General features: G+C 65.8%; 17 protein-coding genes. 12 read left to right on the forward strand and 5 right to left on the reverse strand.

The genetic code is table 11. The features are described from left to right. Window positions 1-37 precede the first annotated feature (37 nt). From E1J61_RS10735 to E1J61_RS10755, 5 genes are all read left to right on the forward strand, one after another. Window positions 38-1072 carry a methionine ABC transporter ATP-binding protein gene (locus E1J61_RS10735; RefSeq protein ID WP_133094023.1) on the forward strand — a complete coding sequence of 345 codons (1035 nt, stop codon included), beginning with the start codon at window positions 38-40 and terminating at the stop codon, window positions 1070-1072. Continuing rightward, window positions 1062-1715: a methionine ABC transporter permease gene (locus E1J61_RS10740; RefSeq protein ID WP_133094024.1), complete on the forward strand. Its 654-nt coding sequence runs from the start codon at window positions 1062-1064 to the stop codon at window positions 1713-1715. The genes E1J61_RS10735 and E1J61_RS10740 overlap by 11 nt, the downstream gene beginning before the upstream one ends. Before the next feature lie 33 nt (window positions 1716-1748). Continuing rightward, on the forward strand, window positions 1749-2546 hold the full coding sequence (locus tag E1J61_RS10745) for a MetQ/NlpA family ABC transporter substrate-binding protein (RefSeq protein ID WP_133094025.1): 798 nt from the start codon (window positions 1749-1751) through the stop codon (window positions 2544-2546). Between the two features lie 238 nt (window positions 2547-2784). After that, window positions 2785-3534: an electron transfer flavoprotein subunit beta/FixA family protein gene (locus E1J61_RS10750; RefSeq protein ID WP_029045694.1), complete on the forward strand. Its 750-nt coding sequence runs from the start codon at window positions 2785-2787 to the stop codon at window positions 3532-3534. 18 nt (window positions 3535-3552) lie between these two features. Then, window positions 3553-4488, forward strand: a complete 936-nt coding sequence (locus E1J61_RS10755; protein WP_133094026.1) for an electron transfer flavoprotein subunit alpha/FixB family protein — start codon at window positions 3553-3555, stop codon at window positions 4486-4488. 184 nt (window positions 4489-4672) lie between these two features. Here E1J61_RS10755 and E1J61_RS10760 read toward each other — a convergent pair whose 3' ends face one another. Beyond that, complete coding sequence (locus E1J61_RS10760; protein WP_133094027.1) at window positions 4673-5977, reverse strand: D-amino acid dehydrogenase; 1305 nt, start codon at window positions 5975-5977, stop codon at window positions 4673-4675. A 108-nt stretch (window positions 5978-6085) separates the two neighbouring features. On the opposite strand from E1J61_RS10760, the gene E1J61_RS10765 reads away from it, so the two are divergent. Together E1J61_RS10765 and E1J61_RS10770 are read left to right on the forward strand one after the other, a co-directional pair. Continuing rightward, a complete protein-coding gene (locus E1J61_RS10765; protein WP_133094028.1) occupies window positions 6086-6589 on the forward strand; it encodes an Lrp/AsnC ligand binding domain-containing protein in 504 nt (167 codons plus the stop codon). A 33-nt stretch (window positions 6590-6622) separates the two neighbouring features. Then, window positions 6623-7840, forward strand: coding sequence for a PA0069 family radical SAM protein (locus tag E1J61_RS10770; RefSeq protein ID WP_243736829.1), 1218 nt, complete (start codon window positions 6623-6625; stop codon window positions 7838-7840). A 413-nt stretch (window positions 7841-8253) separates the two neighbouring features. Here the strand turns inward: E1J61_RS10770 and E1J61_RS10775 are convergent, their stop codons facing one another. From E1J61_RS10775 to E1J61_RS10785, 4 genes are all read right to left on the reverse strand, one after another. Continuing rightward, window positions 8254-8748: a TM2 domain-containing protein gene (locus tag E1J61_RS10775; RefSeq protein WP_133094234.1), complete on the reverse strand. Its 495-nt coding sequence runs from the start codon at window positions 8746-8748 to the stop codon at window positions 8254-8256. 123 nt (window positions 8749-8871) lie between these two features. Beyond that, window positions 8872-9030, reverse strand: coding sequence for a hypothetical protein (locus tag E1J61_RS37370; RefSeq protein ID WP_165971452.1), 159 nt, complete (start codon window positions 9028-9030; stop codon window positions 8872-8874). Window positions 9031-9315: 285 nt separating this feature from the next. Continuing rightward, the gene (locus E1J61_RS10780; protein WP_133094029.1) at window positions 9316-9720 is read right to left on the reverse strand and encodes a hypothetical protein; all 405 of its coding nucleotides are present in this window, start codon (window positions 9718-9720) and stop codon (window positions 9316-9318) included. A gap of 181 nt (window positions 9721-9901) precedes the next feature. Beyond that, on the reverse strand, window positions 9902-11020 hold the full coding sequence (locus E1J61_RS10785; RefSeq protein ID WP_133094030.1) for a sorbosone dehydrogenase family protein: 1119 nt from the start codon (window positions 11018-11020) through the stop codon (window positions 9902-9904). Window positions 11021-11173: 153 nt separating this feature from the next. Here E1J61_RS10785 and rpsP point away from each other — a divergent pair, with 153 nt between their 5' ends. The 5 genes from rpsP (at window position 11174) to E1J61_RS10810 (ending at window position 14275) form a co-directional block, all read left to right on the forward strand. Next, window positions 11174-11425 carry a 30S ribosomal protein S16 gene (gene rpsP, locus E1J61_RS10790; protein WP_133094031.1) on the forward strand — a complete coding sequence of 84 codons (252 nt, stop codon included), beginning with the start codon at window positions 11174-11176 and terminating at the stop codon, window positions 11423-11425. A gap of 139 nt (window positions 11426-11564) precedes the next feature. Then, window positions 11565-12149 carry a ribosome maturation factor RimM gene (gene rimM, locus E1J61_RS10795; RefSeq protein ID WP_133094235.1) on the forward strand — a complete coding sequence of 195 codons (585 nt, stop codon included), beginning with the start codon at window positions 11565-11567 and terminating at the stop codon, window positions 12147-12149. 44 nt (window positions 12150-12193) lie between these two features. Beyond that, window positions 12194-12976: a tRNA (guanosine(37)-N1)-methyltransferase TrmD gene (gene trmD, locus E1J61_RS10800; RefSeq protein ID WP_133094032.1), complete on the forward strand. Its 783-nt coding sequence runs from the start codon at window positions 12194-12196 to the stop codon at window positions 12974-12976. 75 nt (window positions 12977-13051) lie between these two features. Then, the gene (gene rplS / locus E1J61_RS10805; RefSeq protein ID WP_133094033.1) at window positions 13052-13444 is read left to right on the forward strand and encodes a 50S ribosomal protein L19; all 393 of its coding nucleotides are present in this window, start codon (window positions 13052-13054) and stop codon (window positions 13442-13444) included. Between the two features lie 150 nt (window positions 13445-13594). Continuing rightward, window positions 13595-14275, forward strand: coding sequence for a CoA pyrophosphatase (locus tag E1J61_RS10810; RefSeq protein WP_133094034.1), 681 nt, complete (start codon window positions 13595-13597; stop codon window positions 14273-14275). The last annotated feature ends 15 nt before the right edge of the window (window positions 14276-14290 follow it).

Below are 14290 nucleotides of genomic sequence, written 5' to 3' on the forward strand. Positions count from 1 at the left end.
AACTCGCCTGTTGCCGTTTTCTTTTGGTCACCTTTACATGATCGAACTGCAAGGACTGTCGCAGCGCTTCCCGGGCGCGTCTGGCGACGTGCATGCATTGCGGGACGTCAGCCTGTCGATTGCAGCGGGCGAAGTCTTCGGCATCATCGGCCGCAGCGGCGCCGGCAAGAGCACGCTGGTTCGCGCCATCAACCTGCTGAACCGGCCCAGCAGCGGCCGCGTCGTCGTCGACGGCCAGGACCTGACCGCGCTGGACAACGGCGCGCTGCGCCTGGCCCGGCGCGAGATCGGCATGATCTTCCAGCATTTCAACCTGCTGTCGTCGCGCACCGTCTATGACAATGTGGCGCTGCCGCTGGAACTGGCGGGCAAGCCCAAGGCGGAAATCGCCGCAACCGTGCTGCCGCTGCTGGAGCTGGTCGGCCTGTCGGCGCTGAAGGACCGCCACCCGGCGCAGATCAGCGGCGGGCAGAAGCAGCGCGTGGGTATCGCGCGCGCGCTGGCGAGCAAGCCCAAGGTGCTGCTGTCGGACGAAGCCACTTCGGCGCTGGATCCGGAAACCACGCGTTCCATCCTGGAACTGCTCAGGCAGATCAATCGCGAACTGGGCCTGACCATCGTGATGATCACGCACCAGATGGAGGTCATCAAGCAGGTGTGCGACCGCGTCGCCGTGCTCGAGGCCGGCCAGGTGGTCGAGCAGGGCCGCGTGATCGACGTGTTCCTGCGTCCGCAGCACGACGTCACGCGCGCCATGATCGGCGATGTCATTTCGCAGGAGCTGCCGGCGAGCGTGCTCAAGCGCGTCGAAAGCCGGCTCGGCAATGGCCGCGACCACGTCTACCGCCTCGCCTTCACCGGCGAGGGCGTCGACCAGCCGGTACTGGCGCAGGCGATCCGCCGCTACGGGCTGGATTTCAACATCCTGCACGGCCACATCGACGAGATCCAGGGCCAGGCCTTCGGTTCGCTCGCGATCATGGCCACCGGCGAGCTCGCCGACGTGAAGGCAGCCATGGAATACCTGCAGGCGCAAGGCGTCGTGGTGGAGGAGTTCGAGCATGTGGTCTGAAATGTCTGACCTGTTCCTGACCTCGTTCAACGAGACCCTGCTGATGGTGGCGATCTCCGGCGTGGTCGGCTCGCTGCTGGGCGTGCCGCTGGGCGTGCTGCTGCACCTGACCAACCGCGGCGGCGTGCTGTCGCACCCGCTGTTCAACCGCACCATCGGCGTGGTGGTCAACGCGGTGCGCTCGATCCCGTTCATCATCCTGCTGGTAGTGGTGATTCCATTCACGCGCTTTATCGTGGGTTCGTCGATCGGTACCACCGCGGCGATCGTGCCGCTGACCATCGCGGCGGTCCCGTTCATTGCCCGTCTGGTCGAAAGCGCACTGCGCGAAGTCGACAAAGGCCTGGTCGAGGCCGCCCAGTCGATGGGTGCCACCACTGGCCAGATCGTGTGGAAGGTGCTGCTGCCCGAGGCCATGCCCGGCATCGTCGCCGGCCTGACCATTACCTTTGTCAGCCTGGTCGGCTACTCGGCCATGGCCGGCGCGATCGGCGGCGGCGGCCTGGGCGACCTGGGCATCCGCTATGGCTACCAGCGCTACATCACCGAGGTAATGGTGGCGGTGGTGGTGATCCTGATCATCTTCGTGCAGGCCGTGCAGAGCTTCGGCGACTGGCTGGTCCGGCGCATCAGCCACCGCTGAACCAAACTACTTCTAGAGATAGGAACGTACATCATGCAACGTCGCAACCTGCTGCAATGGATGCTCGGCGCCGCGCTCGGCGCGTCGCTCGCCACCGGCGCGATCGCCCAGGAAAAGCCGATCAAGATCGGCGTGACCGGCGGCCCGCACGCCCAGATCATGGAACAGGTGAAGAAGGTCGCCGCCAAGGACGGCCTGAACATCCAGGTGGTCGAGTTCAGCGACTACATCCAGCCCAACGCCGCGCTGGCCGCCGGCGACCTGGATGCCAACAGCTACCAGCACCTGCCTTACCTGGAAGCCCAGATCAAGGACCGCGGCTACAAGTTCACGCACATCGCCTACACCGTGACCTTCCCGATGGGCGTGTACTCCAAGAAGATCAAGTCGCTCGACCAGCTCAAGCAGGGCGCGCGCGTGGGCGTGCCCAACGATCCGACCAACGGCGGCCGCGGCCTGCTGCTGCTGCAGAGCAAGGGCGTGATCAAGCTCAAGCCTAACGCCGGCCTGAAGGCGACCCCGCTGGACATCGCCGAGAATCCGAAGAAGATCCGCATCGTCGAGCTGGACGCCGCGCAGCTGCCGCGCTCGCTGGATGATCTGGATGCCGCCGCGATCAACGGCAACTACGCGGAATCGGCCGGCCTGTCGCCGACCAAGGATGCTATCGCCATGGAAGGTCCGAAGGGTCCGTACGCCAACCTGATCGCGATCCGCGAGGCCGACAAGGGCAAGCCGTGGGTGGCCAAGCTGGTGAAGGCGTACCACTCGCCCGAAATCAAGCAATACGTGAATTCGACCTTCAAGGAATCCGTGATCACCGCCTGGTAATCCTTGGCAATCGCGGTTATGTACCGGTCACTTTGAGGCTTCCGTCCAATCAGACGATGCGCGTAAGCCTCAATTTCCGGCACAATCTCCTGACGGCTGGTGGCTGCCGGGCTATGCCCGGCATCATTTTGCCGATAAAATAGTACGATCGTTCGAAAAACAGGAGAGCCGCCAACCCGGTGGTTATAATGACGAGCGAACAAAATTTCTGACTATCAGCTATCAGTGGAGTGAGCGCATGAAAGTACTCGTCGCAGTCAAGCGGGTGGTGGATTACAACGTCAAGGTCCGCGTCAAGGCGGACGGCACGGGCGTCGATCTGGCCAACGTCAAGATGAGCATGAACCCGTTCGACGAAATCGCCGTGGAAGAGGCCGTGCGCCTGAAGGAAGCCGGCGTCGTCACCGAAGTCGTCGCCGTGTCGTGCGGTGTCACGCAGTGCCAGGAAACCCTGCGCACCGCGATGGCCATCGGTGCCGACCGCGGCATCCTGGTGGAGTCGAACGAAGACCTGCAACCGCTGGCCGTGGCCAAGCTGCTGAAGGCGCTGATCGACAAGGAACAGCCGCAGCTGGTGATCCTGGGCAAGCAGGCGATCGACGATGACTCCAACCAGACCGGCCAGATGGTGGCCGCGCTGGCCGGCCTGCCGCAAGCCACGTTCGCCTCGAAGGTGGTGGTTGCCGACGGCAAGGCGTCGGTGACCCGTGAAGTCGACGGCGGCCTGGAAACGCTATCGCTGAAGCTGCCGGCCGTGGTGACGACCGACCTGCGCCTGAACGAGCCGCGCTACGTCACGCTGCCGAACATCATGAAGGCGAAGAAGAAGCCGCTGGATACCGTCAAGCCGGAAGACCTCGGCGTCGACGTGAAGCCGCGCCTGTCGACCCTGAAGGTGGTCGAGCCTGCCAAGCGCAGCGCTGGTGTGATGGTGCCGGACGTCGCGACGCTGGTGCAGAAGCTGAAGAACGAAGCCAAGGTTATCTGAGCGCCGGGGAGATAGAACATGACTGCACTCGTCATTGCTGAACACGACAATCAATCGATCAAGGGCGCCACGCTGAACACCGTGACCGCCGCAGCCCAATGCGGCGGCGACGTGCACGTGCTGGTGGCCGGTTCCAACGCCAAGGCCGCGGCCGACGCCGCCGCCAGGATCGCCGGCGTGACCAAGGTCCTGCTGGCCGACGCCGCCTACTTTGGCGATGGCCTGGCCGAAAACGTGGCCGAGCAGGCGCTGGCCATCGCCAACGACTACTCGCACATCCTGGCTCCGGCCACCCCGTACGGCAAGAACATCCTGCCGCGCGTGGCCGCCAAGCTGGACGTGGCCCAGATCTCGGAAATCTCCAAGGTCGACGCCCCGGACACCTTCGAGCGTCCGATCTACGCCGGCAACGCCATCGCCACGGTCAAGTCGGAAGACAAGATCAAGGTGATCACCGTGCGCGGCACCGCGTTTGACGCCGCCGCTGCCGAAGGTGGCTCGGCCGCCGTCGAGACCCTGCCGGCTGTGGCCGACGCGGGCGTTTCGCAGTTCGTTTCGCGCGAAGTGGCCAAGAGCGACCGTCCGGAACTGACCGCCGCCAAGATCATCGTCTCGGGTGGCCGTGGCGTGGGTTCGGGCGAGAACTACACCAAGGTGCTGACGCCGCTGGCCGACAAGCTGGGCGCCGCGCTGGGTGCCTCGCGCGCCGCCGTTGACGCCGGCTTCGTGCCGAACGACTACCAGGTCGGCCAGACCGGCAAGATCGTCGCGCCGCAGCTGTACATCGCCGTCGGTATCTCCGGCGCGATCCAGCACCTGGCCGGCATGAAGGACTCCAAGGTGATCGTCGCGATCAACAAGGATGCCGAGGCCCCGATCTTCTCCGTGGCCGACTACGGCCTGGTGGGCGATCTGAATACCGTGGTGCCGGAACTGGTGGCCGCGCTGGGCTGATGCCGTCAGCTTGCCGGCCGTGAGGTGGATGATACGGCCGGCCATGTTCGCAAAAGGAGCCGTTCCCGGGATCTCCCGCGAACGGCTTTTTTGCGTCTATTGATAGCTACGGGGGTAGGCGATATCAGCAAACAAAAAGGGCGGCCTGTAGGGCCGCCCTTGTATTGCCTGTGTGTCGCCGTTGTCAGGCATGCGCCGGCCGCGGCGCCAGGTGATGGCGCGTGGGCTTGAGATAGCGTCCCACCGACAGGTCATCGGCACGGATCGCCGGCGAAGTCCCGGAGACCAGGTCCGACAGCAGCTTGCCGGAGCCGCAGGCCATGGTCCAGCCGAGCGTGCCGTGTCCGGTGTTCAGCCACAGGCCGCGTACCTGCGTCGGGCCGACGATCGGCGTGCCGTCCGGCGTCATCGGGCGCAGGCCGGTCCAGAAGGTGGCCTGGCTGACATCGCCGGCACCGGGGAACAGGTCGGTGACCACGTGTTCGAGCGTGCGGCGCTTGGCCGGGTCGAGGCTGCGGTCATAGCCGACGATCTGCGCCATGCCGCCGACGCGGATGCGGTCGTCGAAGCGGGTGATGGCGACCTTGTAGGTTTCATCCAGCACCGTCGACACCGGGCTGCGCGAGGCGTCGCTGAGCGGCACCGTGATCGAGAAGCCCTTGAGCGGGTACACCGGCAGGTTGGACATGCCCGACAGGAACGGCTTCACCAGCTGCGTCGACCAGCTGCCCAGCGCCACGACCACCAGGTCGGCGGAGATCGGCTCGCCGTTGACGATGGCGCCGGTGACGGCATCGCCCCGCGTCAGCAGGCTGTCGATCGAACGGTTGTACAGGAACCTGACGCCCAGCAGCTCGGCCATCTGCGAAAGCCGCGTCGTGAACAACTGGCAGTCGCCGGTTTCATCGTTGGGAAGGCGCAGGCCGCCGCTCAGCTTGTGGCTGACAGCGGCCAGCGCCGGTTCGCTCGCGGCGAGTTCTTCGCGCGAAAGCAACTGGTAGGGCACGCCGGCTTCTTCCAGCACGGCGATGTCCTTGGCCGCGCCTTGCAGCTGCTCGTCGGTGCGGAACACCTGCAGCGTGCCTTGCTGGCGGCCTTCATAAGCGATGCCGGTTTCCGCGCGCAATGCGCGGATGCAGTCGCGGCTGTATTCGGCCAGCCGCACCATGCGCTCCTTGTTCACGGCATAGCGCTCGGCACTGCAGTTCAGCAGCATCTGCCACATCCATTGCAGCTGGAACAGCGTGCCGTCCGGACGGATGGACAGCGGAGCGTGGTCCTGGAACATCCACTTGATCGCCTTCAACGGCACGCCGGGCGCCGCCCACGGCGACGCGTAGCCCGGGGAGATCTGCCCCGCGTTGGCAAAGCTTGTGCCCAGCGCGGGTCCGGCTTCGCGATCGACGACGGTCACTTCATGACCGGCCTTGGCCAGATACCACGCACTGGTGACGCCGATGACGCCACTGCCAAGTACGAGAACACGCATTTCGGGGGCTCCCAACTACGATCTCAGGTTGAAGAAGGATTTGTCTCTATACTATTGAATACAATCCAGTCATAGTTACCGAATTTCTCAGTAAAACAGGAAAAACTAATGAGAACCAGCCGCCAGCCCGTACGCACACTCGACCGGCTTGACCGCAGGATCCTGACGCTGCTGCAGGCAGACGGCAGGATCTCGATGAAAGACCTGGCGGAGGCGGTCGGCCTGACCATCACGCCGTGCATCGAGCGGGTCAAGCGCCTGGAGCGCGATGGTGTCATCATGGGCTACTACGCGCGGTTGAATCCGACCCTGCTGGGCAGTGCACTGCTAGTGTTCGTGGAGATCTCGCTCGGCAATAAATCGGGCAATATGTTCGAGCAGTTCCGGCGCGAGGTGCTGCGCATCCCGGAAGTGCTGGAGTGTCACCTCGTGTCGGGCGATTTCGACTACCTGATCAAAGCGCGCATCCGCGAGATCGGCGAATACCGGCGGCTGCTGGGCGACATCCTGTTGCAACTGCCCGGTGCCGCGCAGTCGAAAAGCTATGTCGTCATGGAAGAAATCAAGGAAACGCTGGCAATCTCGGTCGAGGACAAGAGCCAGCCGACCTGACCACCCACGCCAGGCCAACGAAGCCGGGCAATCATGAAGCGCCCCACCAATCCCTTCAAAGACACGTCCACCGCCGCCGCCGATACGCAGGCGGGCCCGCGGGCGCCCGTCGCGCGCAAGGGACGCGGCGCGGTCAGCAACCTGCAGGGACGTTTCGAGCGAAACCAGCGCGAGACCTTCGACGACGGCTGGGGTAGTCCGGCAATGGAAGAGCCGGCGACTGCCGTCGGGCAGGCGCATCCGGAGGCTGCCTCCAACACCACTCCGTCACCGCAAGCGCCATTGCCGCCGCTGCGTACGCAGGTACGCAGCGAACGCGCGCGCACGATCCTGACCCGCAACGCGTCGCCGGATATCCCGTTCGACGTGTCGCTGAACCCGTACCGCGGCTGCGAGCACGGCTGCATCTACTGCTTTGCGCGGCCCACGCACGCCTACCTTGACCTGTCGCCGGGGCTCGACTTCGAGACCCGGCTGTTCGCCAAGTCCAACGCTGCCGAGAAGCTGCGCGAGGCGCTGGCGCGGCCCTCGTACCGCTGCGAGACCATCGCGCTGGGCGTCAACACCGACGCTTACCAGCCGATCGAGCGCGAGCAGCGCATTACCCGCGGCATCCTCGAGGTGCTGAGCGAACACGACCATCCGGTCGCACTGATCACCAAGTCTTCACTGATCGAGCGTGATATTGACCTGCTGGCGCCGATGGCCGCCAAGCGGCTCGCGGTGGCGGCGGTCACCATCACCACGCTGGATGCGGACATCGCGCGCACGCTCGAGCCACGCGCGGCGACGCCGTCACGCCGACTGCGTACCATCCGCACGCTGACCGACGCCGGCATTCCGGTAGGCGTGAGCATTGCCCCGGTGATCCCGTTCATCACCGAGCCTGACCTTGAGCGTGTGCTGGAAGCGGCGCGAGAGGCGGGCGCCGTCTATGCGAACTACATCGTGCTGCGGCTGCCCTGGGAGGTGCGGCCGCTGTTCGAGGAATGGCTGCTGGCGCATTTCCCCGATCGCGCCGAGCGGGTCATGAACCGCGTTCGCGACATGCGCGAAGGCAAAGCCTACGATGCCAGCTTTGCCACGCGCATGCGGGGCACGGGCGTGTGGGCGGACTTGCTACGTCAGCGCTTCTACAAGGCCGCCGACCGGCTCGGCTTCCGCTATAACCGGTTCGAACTGGATACTTCGCGATTCCGGCCGCCCGCGGGACCACGCGGCAAGGACGATCCGCAAGGCTCCTTGTTCTGAGCTGCTTCAGTGGCCTGCTGGTCGCCGATCATGCGGCTGGCCAGGTCCAGCGCGGCCTTCGCGCTCGATGGCGGCAGTCCGGAGGACAGCGCCAGCCTGACGGCGATGGCTGCCAGGCGTCCTTCGTCATACGTTGGCATGTCGATTGGTGCTCCTTTGCGCCGCCAGAGCCACGCTCTGCCGCGCATGTCGCCGCCAGGATCGGACGGTCTTTCCAGTATGGGCGATTTGCGCGAAAGGGGAATTGCCGATTGCGGCCGCATTGACCACGCGCAAATGCAGGCAGCTTTGGCGCCCGCCGCGGTGCTCAAGCGAATGCCGGCAGGGTGGGCATCGCGGATCACCTGCCATCATCCGCTCGCAAGTTGCCGCGTACGTGGTCGATCAGGTCGCAGTGAATGCCGCCGGCGTGGCTATTGCGACAGCTCGCGCGCCGCCTCGACCTGCGATTCGAAGAAGGTCTGGAAGCTGATGGCCAGCCCCGCCATCAGCAGGCCGGTGCCGACCAGCAACGACAGGATCACCAGGATCACGACCGGCCACCCGGAGCGCGTGGGCTTGCCATGGGGATTGAAGCGCGCGTCCCACTTGTCGTCCGGGCGCAGGCCATAGACGATGGCGCCAAGGAAGGCGCTGATGACCGAGACTCCGCCGGCAACGGCGAACGTCCAGTTGAGCGCGGGCGTCCCGGCATCGGTCGCCATCGAGGCAATGCCGACGACGCCGGCCAGCAGCCCCAGCAGGTGAACCCAGCCGTACACGTCGCGCAGCCCGCCCAGGTAGAAGCGGTGCGCCCCGAGGCTGCCGAACAGGAACGCCAGCGCGACCGTCAGCAGCTTGGACTTGCCGCGTGCCGGGGTGGTGGTGGCGCGAGTGGTTGCGGGACTGGCTGGCGTGGCGGCAGGCATGGCGTAGGGGCGTGCGTGGCGGTTCGGGAAAAACGGCGGCACACGCGTGCCAGCCGGCAGTCATTGTACGCCGGCGGTCACGGCCAGGGAGTGGAAGTGCATCAGCAGACGCGCAGGGCGACGCTAATGCCAGCCGCCCGTAAGCAGGCTCTTGATAAAGGTGGCGGCGTGTTCGCTGATATGCGTTTCGCCGTAAAGGACCAGGGTAAGGATACCCATGAACAGGACGGACAGCGATAACTGGCCGGCGTGTTCGACCAGGTCGCTTAGAAGGGGTGACATGACAAACCTCACGGAATTATTGTCATTCTGGAGGCTGCGCCCGAGCTGTCGTGATCGGGTCCGACAGGAGGTGTCGGGCAGAGGCAGGTCAGTTCGATTGCCGTCTGCACTGGACGGCACGCTGTGAGCCCCGGGCAGCGCCGGGCGGCAGCCTGTGTGTGGCACCCGGAAAGTGGGGCACACACTCAGATAAAGACAATGGGGGCGCGGGGCGAGTTCCGCAGCGCGCTTCCCAGGGCGCTTCCCAGGGCGCCGGCGCCACGCGAGCGCCAGCCGCATGGGGATTCAGCGTCCGCCGTTGTCGCGGCCGTGTGCCTGCCAGCCGGGACCCACGCTGGTGGGGCGCGAGTCGTTGCGGGCGTCGGAAGGGTTGCTGCGCTGATCCTGGGCGCGCACACGGTTGTCGTCGCGAACGCCCTGCATGGCGGCGGCGCGGCGGCCGCTCAGGCGGTCGTCTGCGCGGGCGCGGGCTTCCATGCGGTCGATCTGCGCCTGTACGTGGTCGCGGCTTTCGGCGCGCACGCTGGCGACCTGCCAGCCATCGCCAGCCTGCAGCCGCACCGGCCGGGCATCAGCACGGCTTTGTTGCCAGAACGCGACCTGGGCATGACTGGCGGCTACCGCGCCGACCAGGCCCGAGGCCACCAGGATGCCAGCCACCAGGTCGCGCAGGAGAGAGCGGGTGATCATGCGGATTCCCAGGTTCCTGTCGCGCTAAGTTGCTGTTGGAAGATGGGTTCATGGTACGCATCGGCCATCAGGTCGCGCTATGCCAAGCGAGTTACCGGTGTAACGGATTGTTTCGGACACATGGCCTTGCCATTCCTGGTGTTTTGGCGGCTCTTGCGGGCTGCGCTTGTGCCGTCTCCAGCTACGGTGCGTAGCGGATCCGGTAGATCGCGCCAGCCAGGTCGTCGCTGACCAGCAGCGAGCCGTCAGGGGCGACGAGCACGTCGACCGGGCGGCCCCACGGCCTGCCGCGCAGCCAGCCCTGGGCAAACACCTCCTGCCGGACGGCCTTGCCGGACTCGTCCAGCACCACGCGCACCACGCGGTAGCCGGATGGCTGGCTGCGGTCCCAGCTGCCATGCTCGGCAATGAAGACATTGTTACGGTATGCCGCCGGAAACTGGCTGCCGGTATAGAAGCGCATGCCGAGCGCGGCCACGTGCGCGCCCAGCCGCGCCACCGGCGGGACAAATTCCGAGCAGGGGCGCTTGCCGCCGTATTCCGGGTCGGCGACGTTGCCGGCGTGGCAATACGGATAGCCGAAATGCTGGTTGTTCGCCGTCGCGCGGTTCAGCTCGTCGTCGGGAACATCGTCGCCCATGCGGTCGCGGCCGTTGTCGGTGAACCACAGCTCGCGCGTGGCCGGGTGCCAGTCGAAGCCGACGGTATTGCGCACCCCGCGGGCCGCCACCTGCAGGTCGCTACCATCGGGCTTCATCTTCATGATGTTGGCGTAGCGGTTCTCGTCGGGCGCGCAGATATTGCAGGGCGCGCCGACCGGGACGTACAGGTAGCCGTCCGGCCCGAAGGCGATGAATTTCCAGCCGTGGTGATCGTCTGACGGAAAGCGGTCGCTTACCACCACCGGTGCCGGCGGGTTGTCCAGCCGCGCTTCGATATTGTCGATGCGCACGATCCTGGACACCGACGAGGCGTACAGGCTGCCATCGCGCAGCGCCACCCCGGCCGGCATGCGCAGCCCGCTGGCAACAGTGCGCACGCGCGGTCGGCCGCCGAGCGCGTCGGTGACCGCGTAGACCTTGCCCTCGCGCAACGAACCCACGAAGAGCGTGCCCGACGGCGACAGCGCCATGGCGCGCGCGCCCGGCACCTCCTGCGTTAACACGTCGATGCGGAAGCCGGCCGGCAGCTTGATCTGCTCGAGCGGCAGCGCCGCCGCCGCGCTGCCTGCCAGCAGAACCACGGCGAGCAGGGCGGACTGCCTTGCAGTACGAAGCAAGAAGTGCAGATGCGGACGCATGGCAGGCCTCCCGTCGCGGTTTTTGCCACGATGCCTGCACGGCACCGGCACGTCAATCACCTAAGTGTTTGTTTGGCCTCGGAAACTGGGCTATACTCTTGTGTTTCGTGTTCGTTTGAACACCCGGACACCCGTTTTCTGAGGAATCATCCCATGGTCGTTATCCGTCTGGCTCGCGGCGGCAGCAAGAAGCGCCCGTTCTTCAACATCGTCGCTACCGATTCGCGCAACCGTCGCGATGGCCGTTTCATCGAGCGCGTTGGCTTCTACAACCCGCTGGCTTCGGAAGGCGAAGAAGGCCTGCGCCTGGCGCAAGACCGCCTGGCCTACTGGCAAGGCGTTGGCGCCCAGCTGTCGCCGACCGTTGCCCGCCTGGTCAAGCAAGGCACCAAGGCTGCTGCCTGATTGCCGCCGGTCCATCGGACTGAGCGAACTATAGCGTGCCCGCAAGGGCACGTTCTTCGTTGCGCACGTGACTGAACGCAAGCAGCGGCCGCTGAACCGGCCGCAGGGCCCGCAGGGTGAGGCCCCCAAGGCCCCCAAGATGCCCACGGCGCTGCTGTATGCCGACGCCCTGCCGGAAGACCTGGTGGAAGTCGGCTATGTCGGCGCGGCCTACGGCATCCGTGGCTGGATCAAGGTCCAGCCGCATGCCAATGACGCATCCGCCCTGCTGCATGCGCGTCGCTGGTGGTTGCTGGCGCCGCCGCAGGCGGGGCTGGTTGCCGCCGGGGCGCAGCAGGCCCAGCCGGTCTGCGTGAAGATCGCGCAGTCGCGCGAGCACAGCGGTACGGTGGTGGCGAATGCCGCCGGCGTTGCCGACCGCAATCTTGCGGAAGCGCTCCGGGGCCGTCGCGTGTGGATCCGGCGTGCGGATTTTCCGGCGCCGGAAGAAGATGAGTTTTACTGGGTCGACCTGATCGGCTGCAGCGTCAGCAACGAGCAAGGCGAGTTGCTGGGCGAAGTATCCGGCCTGATCGATAACGGTGCCCACCAGATCCTGCAGGTCGCGTACGCGCTGCCGGACGGCAAGGCCGGCGAACGGCTGATCCCGTTTGTCGATGCGTTCCTGCGCACGGTCGATACCGCCGGCAAGCGCATCGTGGTGGACTGGGGACTCGATTACTGAGCCCGGCGCCAGGCCCGGCATTGTGCCCAGGAGGGGGAGAGCGGATGCAGTTCGATGTGATCACGCTGTTTCCCGAGATGTTCCGCGCGCTGACCGACTGGGGCATTACCAGCCGGGCAGCCAAGCAACAGCGGTATGCGTTGCGCAGCTGGAATCCACGCGATTTCACGGTCGACAATTACCGCACCATCGACGATCGCCCCTATGGCGGCGGCCCCGGCATGGTGATGCTGGCCAAGCCGCTGGACGATGCGATCGATGCCGCAGTGGCAGCGCAGGCGCAGGCCGGCGTGCCGCAGCCGCACGTGGTGCTGATGTCGCCGCAAGGCAAGACGCTGTCGCACGCCAAGGTGATGGAGCTGGCCGAACGGCCGGGCCTGGTCCTGCTGTGCGGCCGCTATGAGGCCATCGACCAGCGGCTGATCGACCGCCGCGTGGACGAGGAAATCAGCCTCGGCGACTTCGTGCTGTCAGGCGGTGAACTGCCGGCGATGGCGCTGATCGACGCGGTGGTGCGCCACCTGCCCGGCGTGCTGGGCGACGCGCAGTCCGCGGTGCAGGACAGCTTCGTCAACGGCCTGCTGGATTGTCCGCACTACACGCGGCCGGAAGAATATGAAGGCGTGCGGGTGCCCGAGATATTGCTCGGGGGCCATCACGCCGAGATCGAGAAATGGCGGCGCCAGCAGGCGCTGGCCAATACCGCGAGAAAGCGCCCCGACCTGATCGAGGCGGCTCGCGAACAAGGTTTGCTGTCCCGCGCCGACGAGAAATTCTTGTCGGAATGGGCGGCGAAGGAAGGGCGGGAGGCAACTCCCGCCAGGTAAAACCCCATCCTCTGCCGGGGCCCGGGACATGCCTGGGGCATACAACGCCGGCACGATGGTTACGGAGAAAAAACGATGAACCTCATCGAGCAGATCGAGAAGGAAGAGATCGCGCGTCTGACCGCGAACAAGACCATCCCCGCATTCGCACCCGGCGACACCGTGATCGTCAGCGTGAACGTGGTGGAAGGTAACCGCAAGCGCGTGCAGGCCTACGAAGGCGTGGTGATCGCCAAGCGTAACCGCGGCCTGAACTCGTCCTTCATCGTGCGCAAGATCTCGTCGGGTGAAGGCGTGGAACGTACGTTCCAGCTGTACTCGCCGCTGATCGCTGCCATCGAAGTGAAGCGTCGCGGCGACGTGCGTCGCGCGAAGCTGTACTACCTGCGCCAGCGTTCGGGCAAGTCCGCACGTATCAAGGAAAAGCTGGTGTCGAAGGCTGCCGCCGCTGCCAAGGCTGCGGAGTAAGCCGGACATGCCGGCCGGGGCGACCCGGCCAGCGTTTCCCCAGGAAGGGCACCCCATGGGTGCCCTTTTTGCATGCTGCATTGGCGTTCGGGCAACATCCGATTTTGCTGCGGCGCCGAATCGCGCGCTTCTGTCATACTTGCGGTTGCTATGCGTCCCGCCTTCGATCCCGAATCCCTTCCCGTCGTCGACACCGACCTGCGCAATGCGCCATTGAGCGAGCCGCGCCTGCAGGTCGACTTCATCCGCCACCGCTTCGAGGTGCCGCCGGCCTGGGCGCCGGAGCTGACCGACGAATCGCGCGTCTACGACCGCAGCCGCGGCCTGCGCGATGCCGCCGTGCTGGTGCCGCTGGTGGAACGCCGCGATGGCCTGACCGTGCTGCTGACCCAGCGCAATGCCAACCTGAGTGCGCATGCGGGGCAGATCAGCTTCCCGGGCGGCAGGCAGGAGCAGTGGGACAAGAACCGTATCGACACGGCGCTGCGTGAAACGGAAGAAGAGGTGGGTCTGGCGCGCGACTACGTGGAAGTGCTGGGCGCACTGCCTGACTACATCACTGGAACGGGATTCCACGTCAGTCCGGTGGTCGGCCTGGTGCGCGATGGATTCACGCTGCGCCCGGATGCCTCGGAAGTGGCCGATGTCTTCGAAGTGCCGCTCGCCTTCCTGATGAACCCGTTACACCATGAGCGGCGCCTGTTCCGCTGGGTCGACGGCGAACGCCTGTTCTACGCCATGCCCTATCCGCGCGAGAGCGGCGGCCACCGCTTTATCTGGGGCGCCACCGCGGGCATGCTGCGCAATCTCTACCACCTGCTGGCGGCCTGAGCGGCCGCCGCCGGC

The organism is Cupriavidus sp. L7L, assembly GCF_004353535.1.
GTDB lineage: Bacteria > Pseudomonadota > Gammaproteobacteria > Burkholderiales > Burkholderiaceae > Cupriavidus > Cupriavidus oxalaticus_A.

Bases quoted from the DNA above. Each gene is read 5' to 3' on its own strand.
- E1J61_RS10735 (WP_133094023.1), top strand. From the start codon at position 38: ATGATCGAACTGCAAGGACTGTCGCAGCGCTTCCCGGGCGCGTCTGGC.
- E1J61_RS10740 (WP_133094024.1), top strand. From the start codon at position 1,062: ATGTGGTCTGAAATGTCTGACCTGTTCCTGACCTCGTTCAACGAGACC.
- E1J61_RS10745 (WP_133094025.1), top strand. From the start codon at position 1,749: ATGCAACGTCGCAACCTGCTGCAATGGATGCTCGGCGCCGCGCTCGGC.
- E1J61_RS10750 (WP_029045694.1), top strand. From the start codon at position 2,785: ATGAAAGTACTCGTCGCAGTCAAGCGGGTGGTGGATTACAACGTCAAG.
- E1J61_RS10755 (WP_133094026.1), top strand. From the start codon at position 3,553: ATGACTGCACTCGTCATTGCTGAACACGACAATCAATCGATCAAGGGC.
- E1J61_RS10760 (WP_133094027.1), bottom strand. From the start codon at position 5,977: ATGCGTGTTCTCGTACTTGGCAGTGGCGTCATCGGCGTCACCAGTGCG.
- E1J61_RS10765 (WP_133094028.1), top strand. From the start codon at position 6,086: ATGAGAACCAGCCGCCAGCCCGTACGCACACTCGACCGGCTTGACCGC.
- E1J61_RS10770 (WP_243736829.1), top strand. From the start codon at position 6,623: ATGAAGCGCCCCACCAATCCCTTCAAAGACACGTCCACCGCCGCCGCC.
- E1J61_RS10775 (WP_133094234.1), bottom strand. From the start codon at position 8,748: ATGCCTGCCGCCACGCCAGCCAGTCCCGCAACCACTCGCGCCACCACC.
- E1J61_RS37370 (WP_165971452.1), bottom strand. From the start codon at position 9,030: ATGTCACCCCTTCTAAGCGACCTGGTCGAACACGCCGGCCAGTTATCG.
- E1J61_RS10780 (WP_133094029.1), bottom strand. From the start codon at position 9,720: ATGATCACCCGCTCTCTCCTGCGCGACCTGGTGGCTGGCATCCTGGTG.
- E1J61_RS10785 (WP_133094030.1), bottom strand. From the start codon at position 11,020: ATGCGTCCGCATCTGCACTTCTTGCTTCGTACTGCAAGGCAGTCCGCC.
- rpsP (WP_133094031.1), top strand. From the start codon at position 11,174: ATGGTCGTTATCCGTCTGGCTCGCGGCGGCAGCAAGAAGCGCCCGTTC.
- rimM (WP_133094235.1), top strand. From the start codon at position 11,565: ATGCCCACGGCGCTGCTGTATGCCGACGCCCTGCCGGAAGACCTGGTG.
- trmD (WP_133094032.1), top strand. From the start codon at position 12,194: ATGCAGTTCGATGTGATCACGCTGTTTCCCGAGATGTTCCGCGCGCTG.
- rplS (WP_133094033.1), top strand. From the start codon at position 13,052: ATGAACCTCATCGAGCAGATCGAGAAGGAAGAGATCGCGCGTCTGACC.
- E1J61_RS10810 (WP_133094034.1), top strand. From the start codon at position 13,595: ATGCGTCCCGCCTTCGATCCCGAATCCCTTCCCGTCGTCGACACCGAC.